The following is a 24,632-nucleotide window of genomic DNA, read 5'->3' on the forward strand; positions in this document are numbered from 1 at the left end:
GCTGACGGCCATCACCCACACCGGCACCCAGCCCCAGGCCCTGGAAGAAGAGGGCGGCAGCGAGCCGACCACCTACCATAACCAATTCCGCGCGGTGCCCGCCGACATCCCCTGGCGGCCACAAACCCAACACCGCCCCCGGATGGACGGCCCGCAGATTGCCATGGTCACCGGGCCCGAGGGTGAAGAGATTCACTGTGATAAGCACGGCCGGGTAAAAGTCCGCTTTCCGTGGGATAGATACAGCCGCAACAACGAACACAGCAGCGCCTGGCTCCGGGTCAGCCAGGGCTGGGCCGGCGGCCAGTACGGCTTCATGGCGCTGCCGAGAATCGGCCACGAAGTGATTATCTCCTTCCTGGACGGCGATCCGGACCAGCCCATCATCACCGGTCGCACCCACCACGTCACCAACACACCGCCCTATGCGCTGCCGGAACACAAAACCCGCACCACCCTGAAAACCAAAACCCACAAGGGCGAGGGCAGCAACGAACTGAGGTTTGAAGACGAAGCCGACCAGGAGCAGATCTACCTCCACGCCCAGAAAGACCTGGACTTGCTTACCGAGAACAACCGGACCGAGGTGATCCGGAACGATAGCCACCTCACCGTCGAGAACAACCGCTTCAGCCACACAAAAGCCAATGAACACTGCACTGTCGACGGAGAAAAGCGCGAATCCGTGGGCGGCGATTGCAGTCAGAACATCGGCGGCACCTTCCACCAGAAATCCGGCAAGGGCACCCTCAGCGAAGCCGGTACTGAAGTACACCACAAGGCCGGCGCCAAAGTGGTGCTGGACGCCGGAGCAGAGCTCACTATTTCGGCGGGCGGCAGTTTGCTCAAGCTGGATCCGAGTGGCGTGACGCTGGCGGGGCCGGGGGTGGGGGTGGGGATCAATTCTGGGGGGAGTCCGGGGGGTGGTACTGGCACTTTTCCTCAGAATACTCAGTTTCCGCAGATTCTGGAAAAAGGCAAACCAGTAGCGGCGTCTGAAGTGAGGCTTGCGAATGTCAGCACTCGCCAAAATGGTTCTTCAGCCGACGCCCCTCTACAGGAGTTGCCTGGCAGCGAGCGAAAGCTGATTGTCGATGTTATCGGCGGCAAACTCGACAGGGACACCGTGGAGGCCTGGAAAGGGGTGTCAAAGGAGGACAACGAATGACTGATACTGTGGCGTTTTCAGATGAGTGTAAAGAGCGCTCCGTGTGTCGCAAAGCCGAATACGATGAAACCAACCCGCACGATCTCGTCCTCACGATTCCAAAGCGTAAGGGAGGCCAAATCGCCATTCCGCTCATCAAGAACGCGCGGTCGAATGTCGAGCGGGAAGATCATCAGGAGAACACTCTGCTACGTGTGAAGCCTCTTGCAGAGGTCGAGAGCACGCTACCCGTTACTGTCGGTTATGGTGCGCCCGTCAATCAGGGAAAGGCAGTTGCGATGCTTCGGCCCGGTTTCCTTTATGTTTTTTGTCGCGATAGGTTATGGCGTGAGCTGCAGATCGGTCCGGATTCCAGACTAAGTGATGTTGACCTGGCCAATGCTCGGGAATCGATCAACGATCTAAACAGCAGTTTAAGGATAGAGCGCCCCGCAGAGGGCGAGTGGTTGGATGATGTACTACTACCGGTATTTCTGGAGAGTCAGGCGGTTTTGCACGATTTCCGAATGGCTTACAGCGAAGTTCAGTGGGATTGGAGTTACATCCAGGCGTTGGAAGAAGATGAGCGCACACGGACTGCCCGTACAACTGGTGTAGGGCACGCATGGGCCGTTACCACGGTGGACTCGCTGAGCTTTAGGACCGGATTCCCGGCTTCTCGAATTGAGGATGTGCCCGAATTGCGAGCTCGGGATCTTGGCGTTGAGCTGATGCTGGAGAACCCCCGGGATTTCTTGCCAACCTTTGAACAACCCTCAGATTCAGAGCTCTGTTCAAAACTCGCTAAACGGCTGAAAGACAACCAGGAAGAGGGTGACGAGTCAGTTGGACTGGGTATCCAATGCGATCCTGGGAACGACATGCTGGCCGACTTGCGAGGCCAGAGAGGCCTGGCCTGTGTGGCGCTGCCGGATCCACTGTTCAGATTGCGTCACAGCCTCGCCCAGTTGCAGTTGGCATTGCATTATCTGGATGCGGTGGATGTGTCGATTCAGAAAAACCCTATGGCTCACTCAGCCATGCTGATTCGGCAAGCCGTGTTTGATCCTTTGCCAAATGGAAGTCCCAGTGCCCTGGCCAATTACGCAAAAGCTATAGACCGGGAGAAGTTGGATAATGTGTTGCACACTGCGGAAAAAAATCATGCTATCCGCATAATTGAAAGACACGTTGACGGGCTTCTGGACATGATAAAAGGAAGAAAGCTCGACCCGGTCTTCGACGACTACCGTGAATGCAGGGATGTTGCGATCTGTGAAGCTTACTTGCTGATTGCTGACAAGCTGAACATCCTGCAGCAGATTCCGGGGGTCCTTAAAGCACAGGGTGTGGCAAGCCGCAATCACGTGTTCACCGGTTTACGGCAATGGATAGTTGCTGGCGATTTCCTGGAAAAGTGGGCTCCGGCAGAAGACGAATCAACGAACGAGCATGAGAGCGATTCTTCTGCAATATCCCCATTTGAGCGCTTGCGACAACTTGCCCAGCAGCAGGCTGAGATTGATGAAGCGTTGTTAAGTCGACTGAATGTTCAGTCTTTGGTGCACCTTGAGAAGCAGGTCAGAGAAAACGATGCAGGCAATAGCAGTGCGATCAAGGGGGTTGCTAACGCAGGCAAGGTAGGAGGCATGATTTCTGGTGCCCTTAACGAATGGAGCACTTCGATACTGACAGTATGCAAACGCCTTGTCGAAGAAGACGTGATTCAGTCCCTCGAAATACAGCGGATTATGCAGAGAGTCAGTTCGAATCTTGTGCTGGCTGACCCGACGCTCAGGGGCATCGATGTGATGGGGCGGACCGGGGCTATGGAGCAACGAATTATCGTGGGAGTATCTGGTCATGGTCTCAAGCGTGGCCTCACGGATTTCGACCGAACGGAGGGCTTGCTTACACGGAGCAAGGATTACCTGTACGCGGATCTGTTGGATGAGACAGGCAACCGGATGGCTTCGACTAGTCCCGGGCGTGCCGCAGAAGCATTGGATGAGGCCATTAAAAAGGTCGCCGGCTCGGCCTTTGTTTTTTCTGCTCCAGCGGGGCACCCTGAAGCCCATAAACTGAGTTTGCTTAAGGTAGATTATGCCAAGCAGGTTGGGCAGGTAGTGGATGGTCCGGCGGTGTCTCATGGGTTGGTGGTATTGGCTGCTTTTAATGTTTTTTTGGAAGCTCAGTCACTTCGAAAAGCAGTAAAATCTGATCAGGGAAATGTACCTCTAGCAGTTACGAAGCTCTTGGCTGGTGCGGGGAGTGAGCTACTTGCTGCATCACTCAAACTCAGCGAAGTGTTGGGCAGATCCTCCGCTGCGACTGGGGCTACGGCAAGAGTACATCAGATCGCGGTCCGACCTCTGTTTGATATGAAAAACTGGACATTTATTGGGAGCTTGCTGAAACGTAGTGGAGCCTCTACGCTGGTCCGTGTCGCCGGCCTGGCAACATTCGTCGCTGGCGGGGTCGGAGCTGGCCTGAGCTATTGGGACATGCGAATCAGCATGACCAATAAGGACTTCGATACCGCGACAGGGCATGCAATCGCCATGACCGGAAGCTTGGTTGTTTTGTCGTCTCCCCTTATGCATGGCTTGCTGGCAATACCAGGTTGGGGCTGGGCTATTTTTGGTTTAGTGATGACGGTTGGTGGCGGGCTGTATGCGGGGGCTGCCACCGATGATGCCTTTGAAAAACTGCTCAAACGTGGCCCTTGGGGCACTCACCCTGATGGAGCGTTGCCGGGGCAGGATGATCAAGCCTACTACAGCCAGTTGCTGGCCCTTTTGTCGCCTGTTCAGGTGACGGCCCAACGGTATGAGGAGGTGGAGCCAGACCCTGCGCTCGCCCACCCTGACTATCCGCCGAAAGCGGATGATTACGTGATTACGCTCCAATTCCCGCTCGTTAGTCGCTTGAAGATATACCGAAAGGGTGGTGCCGGCCTAACTGACAGCCCATTCCGTTTGGTAGTCCAGGAGGTAGCCTACCAGTCCTCGACAGCTACAGCTGTCGCTCCCGGCTCGACAGATTCGGTAAGTGATACCCAGATGCTTAAGGTCACACCGCTGACCAAGGTCACCGCCCGGCAGTCCCTGCCCAACCAGTCAGCGGTTCGATTCCTTGTGCGGCGTGAAATCCAGGACAGCGGTTATCAGGGTTTGTTTTACGAGGAGACTGTAACGACTCAGGTCCGAGTTGGGCTTCAGGCCACCCTGGATACCGAACTGGGACCGCTGGTGTTCCCCGCCCCGGTGCTCGAAGACTACGAGCCGTTCGATGTTACACAGCATAGTCAACCACCTTCCAAAGTTCGGTCGGTCCTGAACCCCTATTCCCAGCCTCAATCCCCTTACTGGTACTTCACCGAGGTCAGCACATGAACAGCGAACACGAACAATCCGTGTTCATGGACACAGCCTTCCGGGCATCGGCCATTGGCCCCTTGCCCGAGGCCCCGACTAAACGCACCCGCATTGGCGAAGAGTTGCAGCCTTTTGGCAGCTATGCGGGGGCCGTTCCTTACCTCGGCACGATTCAGGATGTTGAGGTACTTCAGGACTGCGAAAAGAGCGATCCGGAATTCCGGGATGAGGATTGGTGGTGGGATCATCAGCGGATACGGTTTTTGAACGGGAAGCTGGGGCTTAAGTTCTTGATCTTAATTATACCTCTTACTTGGATAATTTTTCTGTGGCTGAGCGGAGTGGGAATGGTTTGCTGGGGGGTTGTAGAGTTCCTCGAACAACCTAACCTGTCTGATGCCATTGCTATCATCGTGATTGCAACAGCCTTTCTTCTGACATTAAGTTGGTTTGCATTTGCGATCTGGGTGACCCCCGTCACCACCAACTGGATCATGAGCACCGGCCTAGGCTTCCTTCTCAAACCATTCGAAAAGACACTCAACAAACGGTTAAACGAGACAATGGAGGACGGCTGCAGTGAATTCAACCGAGTCACCGGCCAGGTCCGGATTGCTTTGGGACGAAAACGCTTTTTCGAAGTTCCCTTTGTGGAATTCGATGCCTATGTGGACCGGGTTATCCAGGAAAGTGGCGTCTTTTACCGGTTAATGTTGGTGCACCGCTATACCCAGAAAACCTTCAACAAAACGGCCTTTAGCACCATTGAGTCAAACAAGAATGAAGTACTGGCTACCTGGGATATGCTGCAGCGTTACATGGATGTGAGTCAGCCGCTACCTGATACCCCTCGCCTCGAACCTTTCCGTCACCTGGACCCGGTAACGGCAGAACACGACAGGAGGACAGGACGCAATCCCCGGTACTGGCGAGACCTTGACCTGGAATCCTGGAAGGACGGTGAGGGCTGGGCAGAAGTTTATAGACATCAGAATGAATACCCCTGGGGAACCCGATTCTGCAAGCTTACTCCGCAACTGGGCAAGATATCGATGGAGGAATATCGGAAACAACGCCCGGCTGGCGCATCACCAATTTAAGGCCTGATCGAAGAAGCAAGTCTCAGATGCTGCAACTCGCAACACCCGTGGTAACCTGTAACAAGCTCTGACCCCAACTTCAGCTCCCCTCTCCGGCGTGGCTGATCAATCCGCCGGGCGCACCCGCCTCCAGCAACTGCCGTATGTGGTCCGGTATTGTCACCTTCCCCATAACCGAAGGCTGAATCACTACATAGGTGATGTCGGCGCCGGCTATAAAGGCCTCATCTCCGTACCGTAAAAACTCCAAATGCAACGTGAAGGACGTGTTGCCGATTCGCCCAGTGCGAATCCGGGCCTCAAGAACCTCATCGAATTTTGCCGGAGCTTTCCAGTTCATCGTGAGACTCACTACCTGGATGTCCAGATCCTGGTCCAGCAGATTCTGGTAATTCCCGAACAGCGTGCGGATGTATTCGTTGACCGAAATATCAACAAAGTCCGCATAACGGGCATTAAACACCACACCCTGGGCATCACATTCGCCGTAGCGGACGCGGAAGCGAAAGCGGAAAGGCAGATCACCAGCCATGAAGCTCCCCGATTAAAGTTCAGTTACCGATCCCAACAGCATCTCATATCTGTGCTAACGTGTTGAGGAATATCTCAAAAGGCTGGCCCTCTCCATGAGCAATCCCAAACACACCCTTTTCTGGATGACGATTTTCCTCGGCGTGGTCGTGGTTGTCGGCGCCCTGATCCACAAACCCCTGATCTCCGCCTTTATGGCCAACTGGGTCTTCAACCTCCTGATTCTGGGCGTACTGATTGTCGGCATTTCCCTGACCTACCGGCAGGTGTTTGTGTTATTCCCGGAGCTGAAGTGGATCGCTCAGTTCCGCACCGGCCACGCCGGGCTCTCGGTGGTCCAGGAACCGCGCCTGCTGAAGCCACTGGCCCGGCAGCTGGGGGAGGACGCCAAGCGTGATCGTTTTACCCTGTCTACCATGTCCCTGCGCACGGTGCTCGATGGCATTCATTCGCGTATGGACGAACAGCGGGAAATTACCCGATATTTCATCAGCCTGCTGGTATTCCTAGGCCTGCTTGGCACCTTCTGGGGGCTGCTTGGCACCATCAATTCGGTTGGTCAGGTGATCACCGGCCTGGACATGAGCCAGAAAGACTTCGGCAAGGTGTTTGCCGAGCTTCAGGAGGGCCTTTTGACACCTCTTGAAGGCATGGGCACGGCCTTCAGTTCATCCCTGCTGGGTCTGGGCGGATCGCTGATTCTCGGCTTCCTCGACATCCAGGCCGGCCATGCCCAGAACCGGTTCTATGACGGGCTTGAGGAGTGGCTGACCGGCGTGACCAACCTGGTGGACCGGGTGGATGACAGGAAAGACCTGTCATGATCGGATCCAGGCGCCGCAGCCGAAGCACCACCAACGTCTGGCCGGGTTACGTCGATGCCCTCTCGGCGCTGCTGATGCTCGTGATCTTCATGCTGCTGGTCTATGTGGTGAGCCAGCTTTATCTTTCCCAGACCCTGTCTGACCGCGACACCCAGTTGGCCCGCCTCAATGCCCAGTTGAACGAATTGTCGGAGCTTCTGGGCCTGGAGCAGAACAAGACCGATGCCCTGGAAGACCAGATGGCCAGCTTTCAGGACGATTACAGCGCCAGCCTGACCCGAAACGACAACCTGGTGAACCAGCTCGAGTCCACCCGCGAGCAACTGATGCAGCAGACCGCCATGGCCGAAGCCCGGGCCGAGCGGCTGGCAAGCATGGAGCAATCCATTGATGAGAAAGAGAAGATGTCCGCCAGCCAGCAGGCGATGATCCTGCGGCTGTCCAATCAGATTGCGTCGCTGCGGGAGCAACTGAGGCAGATCGCCTCCGCGCTGAAGTTGCAGGAGCAGATGACGGCGGAAAAAGAGCATGAACTGGAACAGGTCAGCCGGCGGCTGAATACCTTGCTGGCCGAGCGGGTAAACCAGCTCGAACAGTACCAGTCGGAATTCTTTGCCCGACTACGGGACATCCTCGCCAGCAACGAGAACATCCGGGTGGTGGGCGACCGTTTCCTGCTGCCCTCGGAGTTGCTGTTTGCCTCGGGTTCGGCAGAACTTGGTGAGGATGGCATGCGCGAACTGGACAAGCTGGCAAAGGTGTTGCTCGCTGTCGCCGACAAGATTCCGGAGGATGTCGACTGGATTCTTCGAATTGATGGCCATACCGACGTTGTGCCCATCAACACCCCCAAATTCCCCTCCAACTGGGAGCTTTCCACCGCCCGCGCCGTGGCCGTGGTCCGCTATCTGGCAGCACAGGGGGTGCCCGAGCGACGCATGGTGGCCGCCGGCTTCGGCGAATTCTTCCCGGTGGCAGAAGGCACCTCGCCGGAAGCGCTGCAGAAGAACCGGCGGATTGAGCTCAAGCTGACGGATCGCTAGGAGTCTGCGAGTGCATTAACAAGGCGTTGACGGTCGTGGTGTAGGGTGCGTCGATGCCCAACTGCGCGCAGCGGCGCAGCACAGCCCCGGCAATGCTGTCGAGCTCTAGTGGCCGGCCCTTTTCCCTATCCACCAGCATGGACGTCTTGATGGCGTTGAAGTTGCGGATCAACTGGAACATCTCCTCCAGATCCCGGGGTTCGAGATTAACACCATCGGCTTTCGAGGCCTCAACAGTTTCCGCCATCATTCCGTGCACGATTTTCCGGAATTCCGGATGATGCGTGAGGCTTCGGGTGTCCAGACCGGTCAACGCCGAGATCGGGTTAACCCCATTATTGATCACCAGCTTGCGCCAGAGCTCGTAACGGATATTGTCGGAAACGGTCGTTGGAATACCGGCGGCCTCGAAATCGTCCCGCAGTTGTCCCAGCAGGAGACTACGAAAATTCGAGTCGACTGCAACCGGCCATTCCCCCATAACAATCTGCGCAGGGCCTTCAGCCTCAACGACCCCTGGCTGCACAATATGCCCACCGACCCTGACCGCCAGCCCACCCAGTACCCGACGCTCTCCCAGCAGGGCTGCCAGCTCCGGTTCGTTGTCCACGCCGTTCTGAAGCGACAAGACCGGCACCTTGCCGTGGTAAAGCCAGGGCCCCAGCTCTTCCAGCATCGCTTCAGTGGCGGTAGATTTGAGAGTGACCACGACGACATCAAAATCGTCCGGGCGGTAGCGGGCAACCACCGTGGAATGATCCATGGCCTTTACCGGGAACGACCATACCTCATCCCCATACCGAACCGTCAGCCCCTGTTGCTGCAGAGCCGCCAGGTGTGCGCCTCGGGCAGTGAGTACCACATCATGTCCGGCATGCAGCAGGCGGGCGGCGTAATAACCTCCTATACCACCGGCCCCCACTATCAGTAACCTGAACATTCACATAACCCTTTATGTTTTCCTCAGTTTATTGCATCCAGCTGTAGCCGGCGAGTGACTGGCTGTCTTCATTCAGTGCAAAACCAAACACCCGCTGGGGCGCTTTGAAACCGCCCAGACTGAAGGCGGTGTTCAGCACGCATAATGTTTGGGCTGCAACGGGGGTACCCTGAACGGCTCCTCTCTGGCCAACCAGACTGGATCCGGCCATGGCCTGAAGCCTCCCGTCGGACCACAAGGGAAATAGTCGACCAGATGACCGGTGCATCAACGCCCCAGCTTTTTGACCGACTGCCCACCAATGCCGAAATGCTGCCTGGGCATTTCTGTAATGATAATCCGGACGCTTTCCACAGGTGCTCCCAGTGAGCGTGAAATCGCATCGGTTACCTCTCGGATCAGCGTTTCCTTCTGTTCATCCGACCGACCTTCAAGAATATTGATTTGCGCAACAGGCATAGAACCTCCTCATTCGAACCGCGCAGAAACCGTGCCAAGCCCCTGGTAGCGAACGGTAATATTGTCGCCGGGCTCAACGGCAATCGCGGCAGTGATGCCGCCGGTCATGATGAAGGTTCCGGCAGGAATGTGTTCGCCACGCTCGGCAAGCAGGTTTGCCAGCATGGCGACACTGGAAGCCGGATGTCCTAGTACCGCCGCACCGGCGCCCACATCCACAACCTCACCATTTTTCTCAACCACCACGCCAAGGGTTTTCAGGTCGACATCGGCAACGTCGGCCATCTGGCCACCGGTGATGAAACGGGTAGACGAGGCGTTGTCCGCCACCACACTCACCAGATCAAATTTGAAGTTCTCATAGCGCGAGTCGATGACTTCCACGGCCGGGATGACGAAGTCGGTCGCCGCCAGGACCTGGCCAATGTGACAGCCGGGGCCTTTCAGGGGGGCCTTGGTAACGAAGGCAATCTCGGCCTCGATTTTCGGGTGAATCAGTTCCCTGGTATTGACCACGCCACCATCCGGCACGCTGAAATAGTCGGCAAGGAAGCCGTAGATTGGCGTTTCAACGCCCATCTGGGCCATCTTGGCCCATGAGGTGAGCCCCATCTTCATGCCCACGATCTTGTTTCCGCGAGCTTCCTTGCGGCGGCGGATTTCCCACTGCACGTCGTAGGCATCTTCGAAGGTCATGTCCGGGAAGTCGTTGGTGACCTTGGTGATGTCGTGGGCCTGCAATTCGGCATTTTCCACGTGTTCGGCCAGGGCCAGAACCTGCTCTTGGCTTAATGTCTTGCTCATGCGTTTTGCTCCTTTTGTGCCGCCAGCAGATCCAGCGCCACGTCCACAATCATGTCTTCCTGGCCACCCACCATGCGGCGCTTGCCCAGCTCCACCAGAATGTCCACGGTCTTCAGGCCGTACTTCTGCGCCGCCACTTCGGAGTGGCGCAGGAAGCTGGAATAGACGCCGGCATAACCCAGGGCCAGGGTTTCGCGGTCCACCCGTACCGGACGGTCCTGTAGAGGACGGACGATGTCATCGGCCGCATCCATCAGGGCATACACGTCGGTGCCGTGTTCCCAGCCCATCTTGTCGAAGGCGGCAATGCACACTTCCAGCGGCGCGTTTCCGGCACCGGCGCCCATGCCGGCCAGGGAGGCATCAACCCGGTCGCAACCTTCTTCCACGGCCACGATGGAATTGGCCACACCCAGTGCCAGGTTGTGGTGGGCGTGGATGCCGGTTTCGGTTTCCGGCTTGAGCACATCCTTGAGGGCACGGAAGCGATCACGGATGTCGTTCATGTTCATGGCACCGCCGGAGTCGACGACATAGAGGCAGGTGGCACCGTAGTCTTCCATCAGTTTGGCCTGCTGCGCCAGGCCCTGCGGGGTCTGCATATGGCTCATCATGAGGAAACCGACAGTGTCCATGCCGAGCTTACGGGCATGTTCAATGTGCTGTCGGGAGACATCCGCTTCGGTGCAGTGGGTGGCGACACGAACGATGCGGGCACCGGCGTTATAAGCATTGTCCAGGTCATGCACCGTTCCGATACCAGGCAACAGCAAGGTGGCAATCTGGGCGTGCTCCACCACTTCGGCGACGGCTTCAATCCACTCCAGATCGGTATGGGCGCCAAAGCCGTAGTTGAAGCTGGAGCCCTGCAGGCCGTCACCGTGAGCCACTTCGATGGAGTCCACCTTGGCCTTGTCCAGGGCACGGGCGATGTCCTGGACGTTCTTGATGGAGTACTGGTGGCGGATCGCGTGGCTGCCGTCACGCAGGGTCACGTCGGAGATATAGAGTTTCTTGCCGGGATTAAAAGTCATTGTTCGTTCCTCCTCAGTTGACCAGCAATTCGGCGATGCGCTCGGCGGTGCCCAGCGCGGCAGAGGTCATAATGTCCAGGTTGCCAGCGTAGGCCGGCAGGTAATGGGCAGCGCCCTCTACTTCCAGGAAGATGGAGGTTTTAAGACCGCTGAAGCGGCCCAGGCCCGGGACGTTCATGGGCTGGTCTTCGGGAATGTCGTCGAACTGCACCTTCTGCTTCAGGCGGTAACCCGGCACATAACTGTTCACGGCCTGCACCATCTCCTCCACGGACGCTTCCACTTCGGCTTTATCGGCCGCATCCGAAAGCACATAGACGGTGTCCCGCATCAATAGTGGCGGCTCGGCCGGGTTCAGAATAATGATGGCTTTACCTTTCTGGGCGCCGCCCACCACCTCGATGGCCCGGGAGGTGGTTTCGGTAAACTCATCGATGTTGGCGCGGGTGCCGGGGCCGGCCGACTTGCTGGAAATCGACGCGACAATCTCGGCGTAGTGAGCCTTGGCCACCCGGGAGACGGCCGCCACCATGGGGATGGTGGCCTGGCCGCCGCAGGTGACCATGTTGACGTTGCCTTCCTGAAGCTGTTGCTCCAGATTCACCACCGGCACACAGTAGGGGCCAATCGCCGCCGGCGTCATATCGATGATCTTGATGTTTTCCTTGTGCCCGCGCAGGAAGACTTCATTGTGCATATGGGCCTTGGCGGAGGTGGCATCGAATACAATGTCAATGTCGGCGAATTCCGGCATTTTCACCAGTCCATCCACGCCTTCGTGGGTGATGGCCACGCCCATCCGGGCAGCACGGGCAAGACCGTCCGATTCCGGATCGATACCGACCATGGCTCCCATTTCAATGTTTTTGCCATTGCGCAGGATCTTGATCATCAGATCGGTGCCGATGTTCCCCGAACCAATGATCGCTGCCTTGATTTTCTTGCTCATAGCCTTTTCCTCGTTGTTCTTTTCGATCAGGCAAAACGCACCGAAGCGCTACCGATGCCACCGATGTCGACCCGCATGTAATCACCGGCCTTGACCGGTTCCAGTGGGACCAGGGAACCGGACAGAATTACCTCCCCCACCTTCAGGGAGATGCCGAACTCGCCCAGGGTATTGGCCAGCCAGGTCACGCAGTTCACCGGGGATCCCAGTGCTGCCGCCCCGGCGCCGGCGCTGAGAACGCTGCCGTTCTTTTCAACCACCATGCCGCAGGTCACCAGGTCCACCTTGCGCGGAGACACCGCCTGATCACCCAAAACAAACAGACCGCAGGAGGCGTTGTCGGCAATGGTGTCCTGGATGGCGATCTTCCAGTCCTGGATGCGGGAATCGACAATCTCGAAACAGGGCATCACACATTCGGTGGCGGCCAACACATCGGCGTTGGTGATGCCCGGCCCGTTCAGATCCTTCTTCAGAATGAAGGCAATCTCACCCTCGGCTCGGGGCGCGATCAGCCGGTCGCTGATCGGCATCACTTCACCACTGTTGAACACCATGTCGTCGGTCAGGTAACCGAAATCCGGCTGGTGTACGTTCAGCATGTTCTGCACCGCCTTGCTGGTGACACCGATCTTTTTACCGATGACCGAAGCCCCGTCCGCAAGACGACGCTCCAACATGCGCAGGGAAATGTGGTAGGCGTCATCAATGGTGATGTCCTCGCCCCGACTGGTCAGGGGCAACACGGCCTCCCGCTTGATCATGGCGTGGTAGAGCTCGTCACCGAGCGCCTGGATTCGTGTTTGTTCCATCAGGAGTCTCCTGCAGCCGCTTGATCGGCCTCATTGAGAAAATCGTTTACCAACCGGGCAAACCGGGCGGCATGTTCAATCTGGGTCCAGTGGCCACAACGACCAAAGACGTGGAGCTGGGCACGGTCGATCAATTCCGCCAGTTTTAGCGAGGCTGCCAGCGGAATCACTTCGTCTTCGCGGCCATGCAAAATCAGGCTTTCGTGGGGCAGCGCGCGGATGTCTTCCTCGTTGCTGGCCAAGTTGTCGACCCAACGCTGTCTCGGGGCCGGGAACATGGCCGAGAAGGACTCCTGGAAGCCCGGGCGAACGCTGGCCTGGTAGCGCATCTCTGCCAACTCATCGGTGAGCAGACTCTTGTCGTAGGCGAACACACCCATTAACCGCCGCATATTGTCCAGTGACGCTTCGTAACCCCAAACCTCGTCCAGGCCTTTGGTGATCGGAAAGCTCACGCCAACCGATCCCATCAGTACCAGCCGACGGATCCGTTGCGGATGCTCGATGGCCAGAGCCAGCGCCAGGCCACCTCCGAAAGAGTTCCCGACCAGGTCCACCTGATCGAGACCCAACTCATCCAGAACACCGATGGCGTGCTTCACCCAGCGCTCGCGGTTATAGATCTGATCTTCCGGCCGTTCGCTATACCCGAAGCCCAACATGTCCGGGGCGATCACACGCCGGTTTTTTGCCAGCTCCGGAATCACCAACCGCCAGTTGGTCCAGGCGGTAACGCCGGGGCCTGAGCCGTGAATCATCATGACCGGGAAGCCCTCCCCCTGGTCATGCAGGTTGGTTCGGTAGCCGGCGGCCGTGATCTCCCGCCCTATTTCCGGGCTGTCTACAGGTGCATTCATGGCTATCTCACAATTTGATGCAGATGTTCTTCATTTCGGTGTAGAACTCCAGGGAGTGAACGCCACCCTCACGGCCGACACCGGACTGCTTGCTGCCGCCGAAGGGGGTACGCAGATCCCGCAGGAACCAGCTGTTCACCCAGATGATGCCTGCCTCGATCTGGCCTGCGACCCGGTGCGCACGAGTGATGTTTTCACTCCAGATGACGGAGGCCAGCCCGTAGGGAAGACTGTTAGCCAGCTCAATGGCTTCCTTTTCGGTATCGAAGGGGCGGATATGACAACAGGGACCAAAGATCTCGTTGGTAACCACGACCGAGTTATCTGCCAGACCCGTCCAGATGGTGGGCTGAACCCAAGCACCACCGGCCAGCTCTGCCGGCATGTCCGGAACCCCACCACCGGTCACGACAGATGCCCCGTCATCAACGGCTTTCTGATAGTAGGAAAGGACTTTTTCACGATGTTTGAGGCTGACCAGCGGCCCTATGCTGGCTTCCGCATCATCCGGTGGGCCGATTTTCAGGCCCTCCGCCGCTTCTTTCAGCCGGCTGACAAACTCGTCAAAGATCGAACGCTCAACATAAACCCGCTCAGTGCCGAGGCAGACCTGGCCACAGTTGGCGAACGCGGAACGCATAGTGCCTTCAATGGCTTTATCCATATCGCAGTCGGCGAATACCAGGCCGGCGTTCTTGCCGCCCAGCTCCAGGGAAATATCCCGGATGCCTTTGGCGGCCGATTTCATGATGATTTCGCCGGTGCCGGTCTCGCCGGTAAAGGTGAAACCGTCAACCTGCGGATGCTCGGTCAGGTAAGCGCCGGCGGAGTCACCACCAAAGCCATGAACCACGTTGTAGACCCCGTCGGGCACGCCAGCCTCTTTCATCACTTCGCCCAGCAGGGCCGTGGTGGTCGGCGTTTCTTCCGAGGGTTTGACCACCACCGTGTTACCACAGGCCAGCGCCGGCCCGACTTTCCAGGTCATCAGCAGCAACGGAAGATTCCAGGGACTGATGACACCAATCACGCCCTTGGGGCGACGAACCGCGTAATTCAGCGCCCCGGTGCCATCGGGGGTTGGCATTTCAAAGGATTCGGTCGGCACGTTCTTGATCATGTCCGCGAACACTTTGAAGTTGGCAGCGCCCCGGGGTATGTCGATATGGCTGGCCAGAGATTTTGGTTTGCCGGTATCCAGGCACTCCGCCTCCAGGAACTCATCAAAGCGGGCGTTAATGCCATCCGCCACTTTGTGAAGAATGCCGGTGCGCTGCTCCAGCGTCATCTTGCCCCAGGGGCCGCGAAGCGCCGCCCGGGCGGCCTGCACGGCGGCATCAACCTCTTCCCGGCCGGCTTCGTGAACCTTGCTAATTACCTTGCCGTTGGCCGGGTTCACATTGTCGAACAGCTTGCCACTGGCCGAGCCAACGTACTGTCCATTGATGTAATGCTTGATTTCTTTCATGGTTAAAACATCCTGTGGCGCATCAGGGAGTCAGGTCAAAACCGTCAGGAAGCGTTCGTTCAGCTGTCGGTCGTGGTAGAAAATGGCTTTACCCAGCTCACCGGCATCCCAGGTCACCGGTTCGTGATCCGGGTAGTGGTAATCACCGCCGGCGAACACCTCGTTTCGGTTGCCCGAGGGATCGAAGAAATAAATGGTCTGGCCGTGGGTCAGGCCGTGGCGGGTCGGCCCGATGTCGATGGAGGTATCGGTCATGGAGATCAGGTCGGCGGCCTTAAGCACGTCCTGCCAGGTCTCCAGGAAAAACGAGGCGTGGTGGAACTTGCCCGGCTCTTCGTGATCGATGAACGCGATATCGTGAGCCTTGGTGCTGACGGTCAGGAACTGGGCCACCCGCTTGCCGTCGGGGGCAATCACCTGCTCAGCCAGATCGAACCCGAGTACGTCACGGAACAGGTCGAGGGTCTTGTCCAGGTTCGGGCCATACAGCAGGCAGTGGTCAAAGCGGGTGGCTTTCATACCCTCAAGACCGCGCGGCCAGGCTTCCGGGTTGTGGTTGCCCACCCCCCATTTACCGGTCTGTTTCTTGGTGGCATAGAGCTCAAAAGCATGGCCGGTCGGTGCCACAAAACGCACCCGGCGGCCGCAGTCCTTCAGTTCGCCCTTGGGCAGATCCTCAACCTCGCAGCCAAACTCGGCGAGTTCACCGCGCAACTGGTCCACCACGTCTTCGCTGAGGCACTTGAAACCCATAAAGTCCATGCCGGGCTCATCCGCTTCACGCAGAACCACCGAGAACTTGTCGACTTCGGTCCAGCCTTTCAGGTACACGCGGCCCTGCTCGTCCCGATCCATTTCAATCAGGCCCAGCAGATCCGTGTAGTGTTTGAGGGCCTCATCCATATCGAGAACACGGATCTGGACGTGGCCGGGACGCATTACACCTTTTTTCATGACAGTTACCTCATTGCTCTTGTTGTTGTTTGCTCGCTCGTTTCGCCCGGCGCGGATGGCTCCAGGCACTCAATAGTCAGATCGGTGACCGGATAGATCCGGCAGGCCAGGACCTCCCCCTGTTCAATGGCTTCGGGCGGGGCGTGTGCGCGGCTCATCTTTCCGCACTCGTATTCGCCCTCAATCACCCGGACCTTGCAGAAGCCGCAGCCACCGCCCCGGCAGCCCACGGGCACGCACTTCACACCCCATTGCTCCATCGCTTTGAGAACGCTTTGCCCTTCACCGCAAGTAAAGCTGTCCCCGGTTGTCCGGTTGGTTACCTGGCATCCGATACCCATGGCTCAGCTCCGGTCATATCTTTTTGAACAGGGCCGAACGCTGGGTGTCTTCCGCGCCGTCCGCCGCGGTCAGGAATTTCTCCATGAAGATGTCACGCTCGAACAGCCGCCCCTGCATCAACGCCGTGATAGCCGCATCGATCATCGGAGGGGGGCCGCACAGGTAGGCCTTGTTGCCGGCAAACCGGCCATCGAAATGGGCTTTGGCAGCCTCATGGACATAACCGCGGAAGCCCTGCCAGTCAGAGTCATCCTCAACCTGACTAAGCGCCGGCACGTAAGTGAAGTTGTCGTGGTCTCGATCCAGTGCCTCGAACAGCTCCCGGTTGTAGAGTTCAGCCAGGTTGCGGGCGCCCTGAAACAGGACAATCTTGCACTCGTCGTTCTGCTCAAGCAGATCCAGGATCATTGACTGGGGACTGGACAATCCGGACCCGCCGGCGATGAAAATCAGATCCCCCGGCTGTGAGCTGCGCACGAAGAATTGACCGTAAGGACCGGACAGTTTGAGTTCGTCGCCCGCGCACAGCTGTTTGTGGATATAGGTTGTTGCTGCACCGCCCTCAACAAGACGGACGTGCAACTCCACTTCATCGGCCTTGCCCGGCGGGTTGGCCAACGAGAATGCCCTGGGGCCTTCGACACCGGGCAGTTCAATGTTGATGTATTGACCCGCCTGAAAGGTCATCGGTCGGTCCAGTTTCAGATGCACGCCTTTGATGGTCGGCGAGAGATCCACGATATCGGTCACCATGGCGGCATAATCTTCGACCGGGTAACCTTCAAAATCCGGGTCGACATCAATGTCCGCCTCGATGGTGACATCGCTCTCAACCGTGGCGCAGCAGGCCAGAACCTTGCCTTCGTCACGCTCGATATCCATCAGGGCAAAGGGCGAAGCATCACCAACTTCCACGTCACCCTCCAGCACCTGGACCTTGCAGGTCGCGCAGGTGCCATGTCCGCACGCAAACGGCAGCCAGACACCCTGACGAAGCGCCGCCTGGAGAATGGTCTGGCCATCCTCCACTTCGATCTGTTCGCCTATGGGCTCGATAGTTACGGTGTGGCTCATGGCATTCACCTCAAGACGCGGAGCCGGCGATGCCGTTCAGCTCAGGTGTGGTCATGGTCAGCATGCTCTTATGATCGATACCGCTGTTCATGAGCGTGGCCGACGCATCCGGGATGAACGGCTCACCATTCAATTGCCAACTGGCATCCATGAAACGGACATTGCCCGCATCGGGATGAGACGCCACCGCAGGCTTCAGAACCTCCTCGATAAAGGCTCCGAAGGTCATGTCTGGCTGCACCAGAAACGCGAATGGCGAGCAGTACATCAGGTGATGAGGCCAGTAGAGATACAGCAGCTGCATGCCATGGAAGTTCTCCACCTTGTCACGGGGTTCAAACTTGTAATCGTATAAAGCGTTCACACTCATGTTGATCACCTTGTTGTTTTTGTGGGTGAAACGCCCGGTGCCGATGACACCGGGCGAGTCCCGGATCAGGCCGCGTTTTTCTTGGCGCTTTCCGTCTTTTCCTCGGATGACTTGCCCTTGATGGCGAGCCAGCGTTTGTGGTCGGGAGACCCGATGTACTCGAAATTGTCCTCACCGATGTTGATGTGGTAGTACTTCTGCACCACCGTCTCCACATCACCGCCTTCACAGTTGCCCTGATAGATCTGATGCACCGGCAACCAGGCCTGTACGTATTTCTCGGGCTCATTCTTGAAGATGTCGCAGCAGCCGTCGGAACAGAAGTGGTAGCGCTCGCCCTCATGCTCTATCTGGCGATGGCTGAGCATGGTTGGGTCATCTTTCTCGGTGAAAATGGTGGGTATCTGACACACCTGACACAGCTGTGGCAGCGTGTTGTTGTAGAATCGACGTCCTTCCGCGTGCTCTTTCGCCCAGTGCTCGAAGCGCGGACGGTAGTACTTGTCGAAGGTGTCCGGGTACTTCTGGGACAGCCAATCCAGCTCTTCCTTTTCAGGCATCCAGGTATGGAAGTTGGTGGCGTGACCGTACTGGTAGAAGGTGGACCAGGCCTGATGGCTTACATGGTTCTTGGCGTCATTGGCGATGTCCTGGTACTTGGGCGGACGAATGCCATAACGCTCCAGATCCTTGAACAGCGCGCCTCCGTTCTGCTCGTAATACACCTCCCAGGCTTCCGCCCAGGACATGACCTTGTTCGGCAGCATGTAGTCCATCATCATGCCCACCAGGCTCAGCAGGCGGAAACCGCGCCAGAACCACTTGTCTATCCAGCGCTGAACGATGGGCACGTTGTCTTCGTGCTGTTCGAGGATGAACTTGATAACTTCGAGACCCAGGGTCATATGCCGTGCTTCGTCGGACTGGGCCGAGAAACCAAAGGTAACGGTGGCCATATCGCCGTTGTAGGCGGCGCCGGACATAAATGGCACAAACAGCAGGTTGGTCAGCACATACTCAAAGGAAAACGAGATGGCGGTCAGGAATTCGAACGGGCCAGCAGAGCGAGCGTCGTCAAAGAAGGATTTGGGTACTGACAGGAACCACACCCGGTCGTGCATATGCGCAGCATCATGCAATCCGTTGAAGTGTTTGTTGTAGTGGCTCATGGCGTGCTGCTGGGTCTGGGAATGACGCAGCTCGTCAATGGCCTGCATCTGGCAGGCGACCCGGGCTCCGGCACCGCTGAACTGGCGCCCCACCTTGGCATAACCCTGGAACGCCGCATGCTCCAGTGGCGATACACCACTCAGGAACAACTTCAGAGCGTTGACATAACGGGCATCTGAGATGTTCTGGTGGCCGTTGTTCTGGGCGAACGCATCGAAAATGGCGTACAGCTTTTTCTCTTTCTCGGCCTGGTACTTCCAGTAGGCGTCCATGGTCAGTCGGAACGGGTCTTCCCACTGGGACCAGTCGGTAATCTTGATGCCCTCGAACCGCTCGTCCGGGTAGATGTCTTCTTTTTTCTGGTAGGTTGGCTCCCAGGACATGTCCCGGGTCAGGTACTGGTACTTGTCTTTAAGATTCAATTTCTTGTTCTTAACAGCCATGATTGGTCTCCCGATTAGTTCCACTGAAGAATGAAGTGGTCATCGTCTTCGTCGACATTGCCGCCGATACTGATCACATCGATGAGCATTTCCTGAACGTCCCAGTCCCGGCCAAGCTTCTCTTCCATCGTTTCCCGGTTGATCACCAGACGCTTCTCCGCCTGGATCCGGATCATCGCCGGCTGGTGCTGCAGTTCCGCTTCCGGGTTGTCTTCCATAATGGCTTCCGCCAGATACCGGGCGTTGTCGTTGTCCTGAAAGGCAATGAATACGAGCTGGCTCATGCGGATACTCCCTGGCTTTGCAGCCCACATTTCTTGAGACGGGTTGCAAGCTCTGCACGGGCTTCGTCCAGTGCTTCAATACCGGCCGAAGCTTGTGCCAGGGGTTTCAGTGCGTCGTAGGCTTGGGGCTCCCAATAATCAATCCATTTCTGAAGCAGTTCTCGGTTGGCGTCGCTCTCGCCGGCCACAGCCTTCAGCATGGCGTTAGTCCAGCGCAGCGACTCCTTGTACCAGTCGCGCATGAACTCGGTGAGCATGGAGACATCTTCGGCCCCCTGGCTTTCAAACCATTTGTCCATCTTGTCGTAGACCAGCGGGTACATCAGGCCGTCCATGAGGATGTTCTGGACCAGGGTCAGCTCGAACCAGTCATCAACCACCAGGGAGTCTTCAACCAGCTTGCGCATGGGCTGCCAGAGCTCATCATCCATCCAGTAGCCTTTGGATTCATCGAGGCCAGCTCCGGTGCTGCCGTCAATCATCAGCGCTATCCGGGAGAGGTACTGGCCGATACCCAGGCGATCCATACCGGTGTAGATGTGCAACTGCGAGACGGTGGTGGCAGTGGCATCACCCGCAATCTTGCTGTTGTTCATGTTGGCGCCAAGCTCGACATGACGCAGGGGCACCAAAAGGCGGAGTATCTGTTTCTGGGTTTCTTCAGGAAGGCGGGTCAGCAGGTTGCGCTTCTCACAAAAGCCAAAGCTGGTCTCGGACGCTTCCTGCATCTTGGCCCGATTGCCAACATAGGCGCCGTAGTAAAACTGACGGGGATCGGATACGGCGTACCAGTCCTCCATGCGGATCGCGGTGCGCGTCGGATCGTTCAGGGTGTGCTCGGAATCCCACTGCGGCCGGTAATGAAAGTTGGTCTTGGCCTCAATGTCGTAACTGGCCTCCTGGTAACGGGTGGCCGGTTTATCGCCGAAGCGACGGGCAATGTGGCCATAGGTATGACGGATGGGTTCCGCCGAGTTGGTTTTGATTTCGATACTCATATCAACCTTACCGTTTTGTTGTTGTGAAACTGGATGTTGATGCGCTTTGCTCAGTAACGTTGTCCACGCTCTCCGAACCGCCACTTGACCATGTCTTCGTCGATCTCGCGGATCATGTCGGAGTCCATGTGGACCACCTTGTTGTGCTTACAGAAGATTTCGAAGGCCTCACGCGGCAGAACGAGTTCAACGAACAGCTCGGGGTAACCAATGGCGAAGTCAAACTCAACGAACTTGTCGCCTGGCTCACTCCGCACCCGGATGTATCGCGTCAGCTCATCGAAAGATTTGATGTCGGTCTGGGTCGTCATTGTTTGCCCCGTTGTGTTTGTTGTTGGCTGAGTGGAGGAGAGCAACGGGTGTGCCAAGCCAGAACTCGGGGATACCCAAAAGTTACATGACATTGTTTTTTATAGTTTTATTTCGATAACCGGGGAGACAGAGAGGGACCAGTCTGAAACGAAAGCAGGCCTGAGGATCAGCCACTTTTTACTATTTGATCAACTTGAAGGGGGCATCTCAGCAAATGCTCAGATGCCTGAAAAATCATCAGACCATTGGCCAGTTTTTTATCATTTGATTGATTTTTGACTTTCATCAGGTGTTATATAGAACAGCAACTTTGTTGCATGCACCCTGAGATTTTATTCCAGGCTTACCCCACCCCATACAACAACAAACGGGGCTCCTGACATGGCCATCAGCTATAAGCCACAGCTGCAATACGCAGATTTTCAGGATCTTACGGAACAAATCCGGTTCCAAAGCACGGAAGGAAAAATCTGGTTCGGCGAACAGCGCATGCTATTGATGCAGGTTTCCGCAATGGCTGCATTTCGCCGCGAAATGGTCAACACCATCGGCATTGAGCGGGCAAAGGGGTTTTTCCTGCGTCTCGGCTACCAGTCCGGGCTTCGGGATGCGGAACTTGCCCGCAAGCTGCGCCCGCATTGCAGCGAACTGGACATATTCCTGGCTGGGCCCCAGCTTCATTCCCTGAAGGGCATGGTGAAAGTGATCCCGATCGAGATTGATATCGATCAGGAAACGGGGGGCTTCTACGGCGAACTGGACTGGATTGATTCCTTCGAGGTGGAGATCTGCCAGACCGAGCTTGGTCAGATGGATGAACCGGCCTGCTGGTCCTTGCTGGGGTATGCCTGCGCGTATACGTCGTCCTTCATGGGACGTCAGATCATCTTCAAGGAAGTGACCTGCCGGGGCTGCGGCGATGAGAAATGCCATATCGTGGGCAAGCCAGCCGAAGAATGGGAAGACGCTGACGAGTTCATCCAGTACTTCAAAGCTGACCCCATGATCGAAGAGCTCTACGACCTCCAGTCGCAGGTGAGTTCGCTGCGCAGCAGCCTTGAGAAACAGCAGGGGCAGTACTACGGGATTGGTCAGTCCGCCTCGTACAACAAAGTCTGCAAAATGATTGACAAGGCCGCCATGGGCAAGGTCTCAGTCCTTCTTCTCGGCGAGACCGGCGTGGGCAAAGAGGTTATCGCCCGAAGTGTCCATCTCCGCAGTGAACGGGCGGAGCAGCCCTTCGTGGCTGTGAACTGTGCGGCCATTCCTCCGGATCTGATTGAAGCGGAACTGTTTGGTGTGGAGAAAGGCGCCTATACCGGCGCAAACCAGTCCAGGCCCGGCCGCTTCGAACGCGCCAGCGGTGGAACCATATTCCTTGACGAAGTGGTGGAACTGACAGCCCGGGCCCAGGCAACGCTGTTGAGAGTCTTGCAGGAAGGCGAACTGGAGCGGGTCGGCGACAACCGGACACGCTCGGTCAACGTTCGGGTGATTGCGGCCACCAATGAAAGCCTTGTCGAGGCCGTTGAAGCCGGGAAATTCCGTGCGGATCTGTATTACCGACTGAATGTTTTCCCGGTAAAAGTCCCGCCCCTGCGGGAGCGACTGGAAGATTTGCCCCTGCTTGTTGAGCATTTTCTCAAGAAGTTCCACTCAGAATACAACAAACGGACCCTGGGGCTTTCCGACAAGGCTCTGGCCCTGTGTATGAACTACCAGTGGCCGGGCAATATTCGGGAACTTGAAAACGTCATTGAGCGCGGTGTCATACTCACTGACAACAACGAATCCATCAGCCAGGACTCTCTGTTTGCTGTCTTCCCGGACAATCACTCGGAAAAACCTCATGAATTTATTGATGACGAAGGGCATGTGGTGCACGAGGGCTCGTCGCCCACCAGCGGTGGCTGGGCCGACCAGATTCTTGGGGACTCCATTAGTCTCGACGAAGTGGAAGAAACCCTTATGCGCAGAGCCATGGAGCAGGCAAATCAGAATGTTTCAGGAGCCGCCCGAATACTCGGCCTTACCCGCCCGGCCCTGGCCTACAGACTGAAAAAGTCCGGCATCCTTGCCGAAAACTGAAACACGGCAGATATCGTGCAACATGGATGTTGCCCCTTCCACATCCCACCTCACGAAATGAACAATCTGATTCCAGGTTTGATCATTTGATAAAAATCAACAGATGTGAGCGCCGCGCCCAGCTCATTCGCCTACCACCAAGAACTCATTTTTTGGAATATTTTTCAGTAAGTTGAAAACGCCAGACAGGACATGGCATACCGGTTGCTCACTCACCGTCAGTCGCTTTATTCACAAAAACAAAGACGGTGACAGAAAATGCAAAATCCCCCTCTGCGCTCGTGGCGCACTGTCGGTATCGCCATTGCCATAGTTAGCAGCTCATCGTTCCTACTGACCGGTTGCGAAGCTCCCCTCAATCTTGAGGCCGTGCGCCAGGTTTCCGAACAATCATCCAAACGCACAGACTTTTACCAGGCCATGGCCCGGAACGACGAGCTCATCGTTGTTTCCGGCAACAGTGGTGTACTGCTCACCAGCTCGGATAATGGCGCCACCTGGAGACGACAATCCCTAAATTCCACCGCAAGCTTTCTGGCACTGGATGTCTGTCCCGACAGCTCCTTTCTCGCGCTGACATTCGATAACCAGATCTGGCATGGCAACGCCCAGGCAAGCCGCTGGACCTCGCACGCCTTACCAAGCCAGGAACAGATGATGACCGCCACCTGTGCCCCCGATGGCAGTTGGTGGACCGCCGGCAGCTTTACCACCATCCAGTACAGCTCGGATCAGGGCCAGAGTTGGGACGAGACGTCTCTCTTCGAAGACGCCATCATCAACAATCTCCAGTTCCTGACCCAGGATCAGGCCATTGCCACTGGCGAATACGGCATGGTGCTCCGCAGCGACGATGGGGGGCTCAACTGGGATTATGCCGGTTACCTGCCCGACGAGTTCTACGCCCATACCAGCTATTTCCGCTCCACGAATGAGGGCTGGGTCGGCGGTCTGAACGGCTTCATCTACCACACCACCGATGGTGGCCAGAATTGGGTACAGATGCCAGCCGACACCAATGCACCGGTATTCGGCTTCATTCCCGGAAATTCCGCGCTCTACGCCGTCGCCGACAACGCCACCGTCCTTGCGCTGCAGGGCTCCGCCTGGGAGAAGATTTCCGAGTCCGATCAGCCCCTTTACCTGCGCACCGGCCTGTTACTCCCCGACCAGAAACTACTGGTGGCCGGTGGCCGAGGCCTGCTTTTCAAGCTTGAAATTCCGATGGCCCTTGCGGCCAGCATAGACTGAG

General features: G+C 57.0%; 25 protein-coding genes. 7 read left to right on the forward strand and 18 right to left on the reverse strand.

The window, feature by feature from the left end:
* The 3 genes from QPL96_RS16390 to QPL96_RS16400 form a co-directional block, all read left to right on the forward strand.
* Nucleotides 1-1,168, forward strand: a 1,168-nt coding sequence (locus QPL96_RS16390; RefSeq protein WP_303288387.1) for a type VI secretion system Vgr family protein, incomplete at its 5' end; no start/stop codon positions are given.
* The gene (locus QPL96_RS16395; protein WP_303288388.1) at nt 1,165-4,542 is read left to right on the forward strand and encodes a hypothetical protein; all 3,378 of its coding nucleotides are present in this window, start codon (nt 1,165-1,167) and stop codon (nt 4,540-4,542) included. The genes QPL96_RS16390 and QPL96_RS16395, both read left to right, overlap by 4 nt.
* A 62-nt stretch (nt 4,543-4,604) precedes the next feature.
* Nucleotides 4,605-5,624, forward strand: a complete 1,020-nt coding sequence (locus QPL96_RS16400) for a hypothetical protein (RefSeq protein WP_303288389.1) — start codon at nt 4,605-4,607, stop codon at nt 5,622-5,624.
* Nucleotides 5,625-5,703: 79 nt separating this feature from the next.
* Here QPL96_RS16400 and QPL96_RS16405 read toward each other — a convergent pair whose 3' ends face one another.
* Nucleotides 5,704-6,156 (reverse strand): thioesterase family protein, encoded by a 453-nt coding sequence (locus QPL96_RS16405; RefSeq protein ID WP_303288390.1) that lies wholly within the window; start codon nt 6,154-6,156, stop codon nt 5,704-5,706.
* A gap of 94 nt (nt 6,157-6,250) precedes the next feature.
* Between QPL96_RS16405 and QPL96_RS16410 the strand changes: the two genes are divergently transcribed.
* Nucleotides 6,251-6,979, forward strand: coding sequence for a MotA/TolQ/ExbB proton channel family protein (locus tag QPL96_RS16410; RefSeq protein ID WP_303288391.1), 729 nt, complete (start codon nt 6,251-6,253; stop codon nt 6,977-6,979).
* Nucleotides 6,976-8,022 (forward strand): peptidoglycan -binding protein, encoded by a 1,047-nt coding sequence (locus QPL96_RS16415; protein WP_303288392.1) that lies wholly within the window; start codon nt 6,976-6,978, stop codon nt 8,020-8,022. The genes QPL96_RS16410 and QPL96_RS16415 overlap by 4 nt, the downstream gene beginning before the upstream one ends.
* On the opposite strand, the gene QPL96_RS16420 is transcribed toward QPL96_RS16415, so the two are convergent.
* The 17 genes from QPL96_RS16420 to QPL96_RS16500 all read right to left on the reverse strand — a co-directional run bounded on the left by QPL96_RS16420 (nt 8,003) and on the right by QPL96_RS16500 (nt 21,291).
* Nucleotides 8,003-8,962 carry a ketopantoate reductase family protein gene (locus QPL96_RS16420; RefSeq protein ID WP_303288393.1) on the reverse strand — a complete coding sequence of 320 codons (960 nt, stop codon included), beginning with the start codon at nt 8,960-8,962 and terminating at the stop codon, nt 8,003-8,005. The two genes, QPL96_RS16415 and QPL96_RS16420, sit on opposite strands and share 20 nt — an antisense overlap.
* 28 nt (nt 8,963-8,990) lie before the next feature.
* The gene (locus QPL96_RS16425; protein ID WP_303288394.1) at nt 8,991-9,173 is read right to left on the reverse strand and encodes a hypothetical protein; all 183 of its coding nucleotides are present in this window, start codon (nt 9,171-9,173) and stop codon (nt 8,991-8,993) included.
* A 56-nt stretch (nt 9,174-9,229) separates the two neighbouring features.
* Nucleotides 9,230-9,421, reverse strand: a complete 192-nt coding sequence (locus tag QPL96_RS16430; RefSeq protein WP_303288395.1) for a 2-hydroxymuconate tautomerase — start codon at nt 9,419-9,421, stop codon at nt 9,230-9,232.
* Between the two features lie 9 nt (nt 9,422-9,430).
* Complete coding sequence (dmpH, locus tag QPL96_RS16435; protein ID WP_303288396.1) at nt 9,431-10,225, reverse strand: 2-oxo-3-hexenedioate decarboxylase; 795 nt, start codon at nt 10,223-10,225, stop codon at nt 9,431-9,433.
* Nucleotides 10,222-11,259 (reverse strand): 4-hydroxy-2-oxovalerate aldolase, encoded by a 1,038-nt coding sequence (gene dmpG / locus QPL96_RS16440; RefSeq protein WP_303288397.1) that lies wholly within the window; start codon nt 11,257-11,259, stop codon nt 10,222-10,224. Before dmpG ends, dmpH begins: the two co-directional genes overlap by 4 nt.
* Nucleotides 11,260-11,272: 13 nt before the next feature.
* Nucleotides 11,273-12,208, reverse strand: a complete 936-nt coding sequence (locus QPL96_RS16445) for an acetaldehyde dehydrogenase (acetylating) (protein WP_303288398.1) — start codon at nt 12,206-12,208, stop codon at nt 11,273-11,275.
* A gap of 26 nt (nt 12,209-12,234) precedes the next feature.
* Nucleotides 12,235-13,020, reverse strand: a complete 786-nt coding sequence (gene dmpE, locus QPL96_RS16450) for a 2-oxopent-4-enoate hydratase (RefSeq protein WP_303288399.1) — start codon at nt 13,018-13,020, stop codon at nt 12,235-12,237.
* Complete coding sequence (locus QPL96_RS16455) at nt 13,020-13,877, reverse strand: alpha/beta fold hydrolase (RefSeq protein WP_303288400.1); 858 nt, start codon at nt 13,875-13,877, stop codon at nt 13,020-13,022. The genes dmpE and QPL96_RS16455 overlap by 1 nt, the downstream gene beginning before the upstream one ends.
* Before the next feature lie 7 nt (nt 13,878-13,884).
* Nucleotides 13,885-15,345 (reverse strand): 2-hydroxymuconic semialdehyde dehydrogenase, encoded by a 1,461-nt coding sequence (locus QPL96_RS16460; RefSeq protein WP_303288401.1) that lies wholly within the window; start codon nt 15,343-15,345, stop codon nt 13,885-13,887.
* A gap of 30 nt (nt 15,346-15,375) precedes the next feature.
* A complete protein-coding gene (locus QPL96_RS16465; protein ID WP_303288402.1) occupies nt 15,376-16,299 on the reverse strand; it encodes a catechol 2,3-dioxygenase in 924 nt (307 codons plus the stop codon).
* A 5-nt stretch (nt 16,300-16,304) separates the two neighbouring features.
* A complete protein-coding gene (locus QPL96_RS16470; RefSeq protein WP_303288403.1) occupies nt 16,305-16,640 on the reverse strand; it encodes a 2Fe-2S iron-sulfur cluster binding domain-containing protein in 336 nt (111 codons plus the stop codon).
* Nucleotides 16,641-16,653: 13 nt separating this feature from the next.
* Nucleotides 16,654-17,715 (reverse strand): NADH:ubiquinone reductase (Na(+)-transporting) subunit F, encoded by a 1,062-nt coding sequence (locus QPL96_RS16475; protein WP_303288404.1) that lies wholly within the window; start codon nt 17,713-17,715, stop codon nt 16,654-16,656.
* 10 nt (nt 17,716-17,725) lie between these two features.
* Complete coding sequence (locus QPL96_RS16480; RefSeq protein WP_303288405.1) at nt 17,726-18,085, reverse strand: phenol hydroxylase subunit P4; 360 nt, start codon at nt 18,083-18,085, stop codon at nt 17,726-17,728.
* 65 nt (nt 18,086-18,150) lie between these two features.
* Complete coding sequence (locus QPL96_RS16485) at nt 18,151-19,698, reverse strand: aromatic/alkene/methane monooxygenase hydroxylase/oxygenase subunit alpha (protein WP_303288406.1); 1,548 nt, start codon at nt 19,696-19,698, stop codon at nt 18,151-18,153.
* Between the two features lie 14 nt (nt 19,699-19,712).
* Nucleotides 19,713-19,982 (reverse strand): MmoB/DmpM family protein, encoded by a 270-nt coding sequence (locus QPL96_RS16490; RefSeq protein ID WP_014579141.1) that lies wholly within the window; start codon nt 19,980-19,982, stop codon nt 19,713-19,715.
* Nucleotides 19,979-20,980, reverse strand: a complete 1,002-nt coding sequence (locus tag QPL96_RS16495) for an aromatic/alkene monooxygenase hydroxylase subunit beta (protein WP_303288407.1) — start codon at nt 20,978-20,980, stop codon at nt 19,979-19,981. Before QPL96_RS16495 ends, QPL96_RS16490 begins: the two co-directional genes overlap by 4 nt.
* A gap of 50 nt (nt 20,981-21,030) precedes the next feature.
* Nucleotides 21,031-21,291, reverse strand: a complete 261-nt coding sequence (locus QPL96_RS16500; protein WP_303288408.1) for a phenol hydroxylase subunit — start codon at nt 21,289-21,291, stop codon at nt 21,031-21,033.
* A 382-nt stretch (nt 21,292-21,673) separates the two neighbouring features.
* Between QPL96_RS16500 and QPL96_RS16505 the strand changes: the two genes are divergently transcribed.
* Together QPL96_RS16505 and QPL96_RS16510 are read left to right on the forward strand one after the other, a co-directional pair.
* A complete protein-coding gene (locus QPL96_RS16505; protein WP_303288409.1) occupies nt 21,674-23,380 on the forward strand; it encodes a sigma-54-dependent Fis family transcriptional regulator in 1,707 nt (568 codons plus the stop codon).
* 258 nt (nt 23,381-23,638) lie between these two features.
* The gene (locus QPL96_RS16510) at nt 23,639-24,631 is read left to right on the forward strand and encodes a glycosyl hydrolase (RefSeq protein ID WP_303288410.1); all 993 of its coding nucleotides are present in this window, start codon (nt 23,639-23,641) and stop codon (nt 24,629-24,631) included.
* Nucleotide 24,632 lies beyond the last annotated feature (1 nt).

It is taken from the genome of Marinobacter sp. SS8-8, assembly GCF_030540945.1.
Lineage (GTDB): Bacteria > Pseudomonadota > Gammaproteobacteria > Pseudomonadales > Oleiphilaceae > Marinobacter.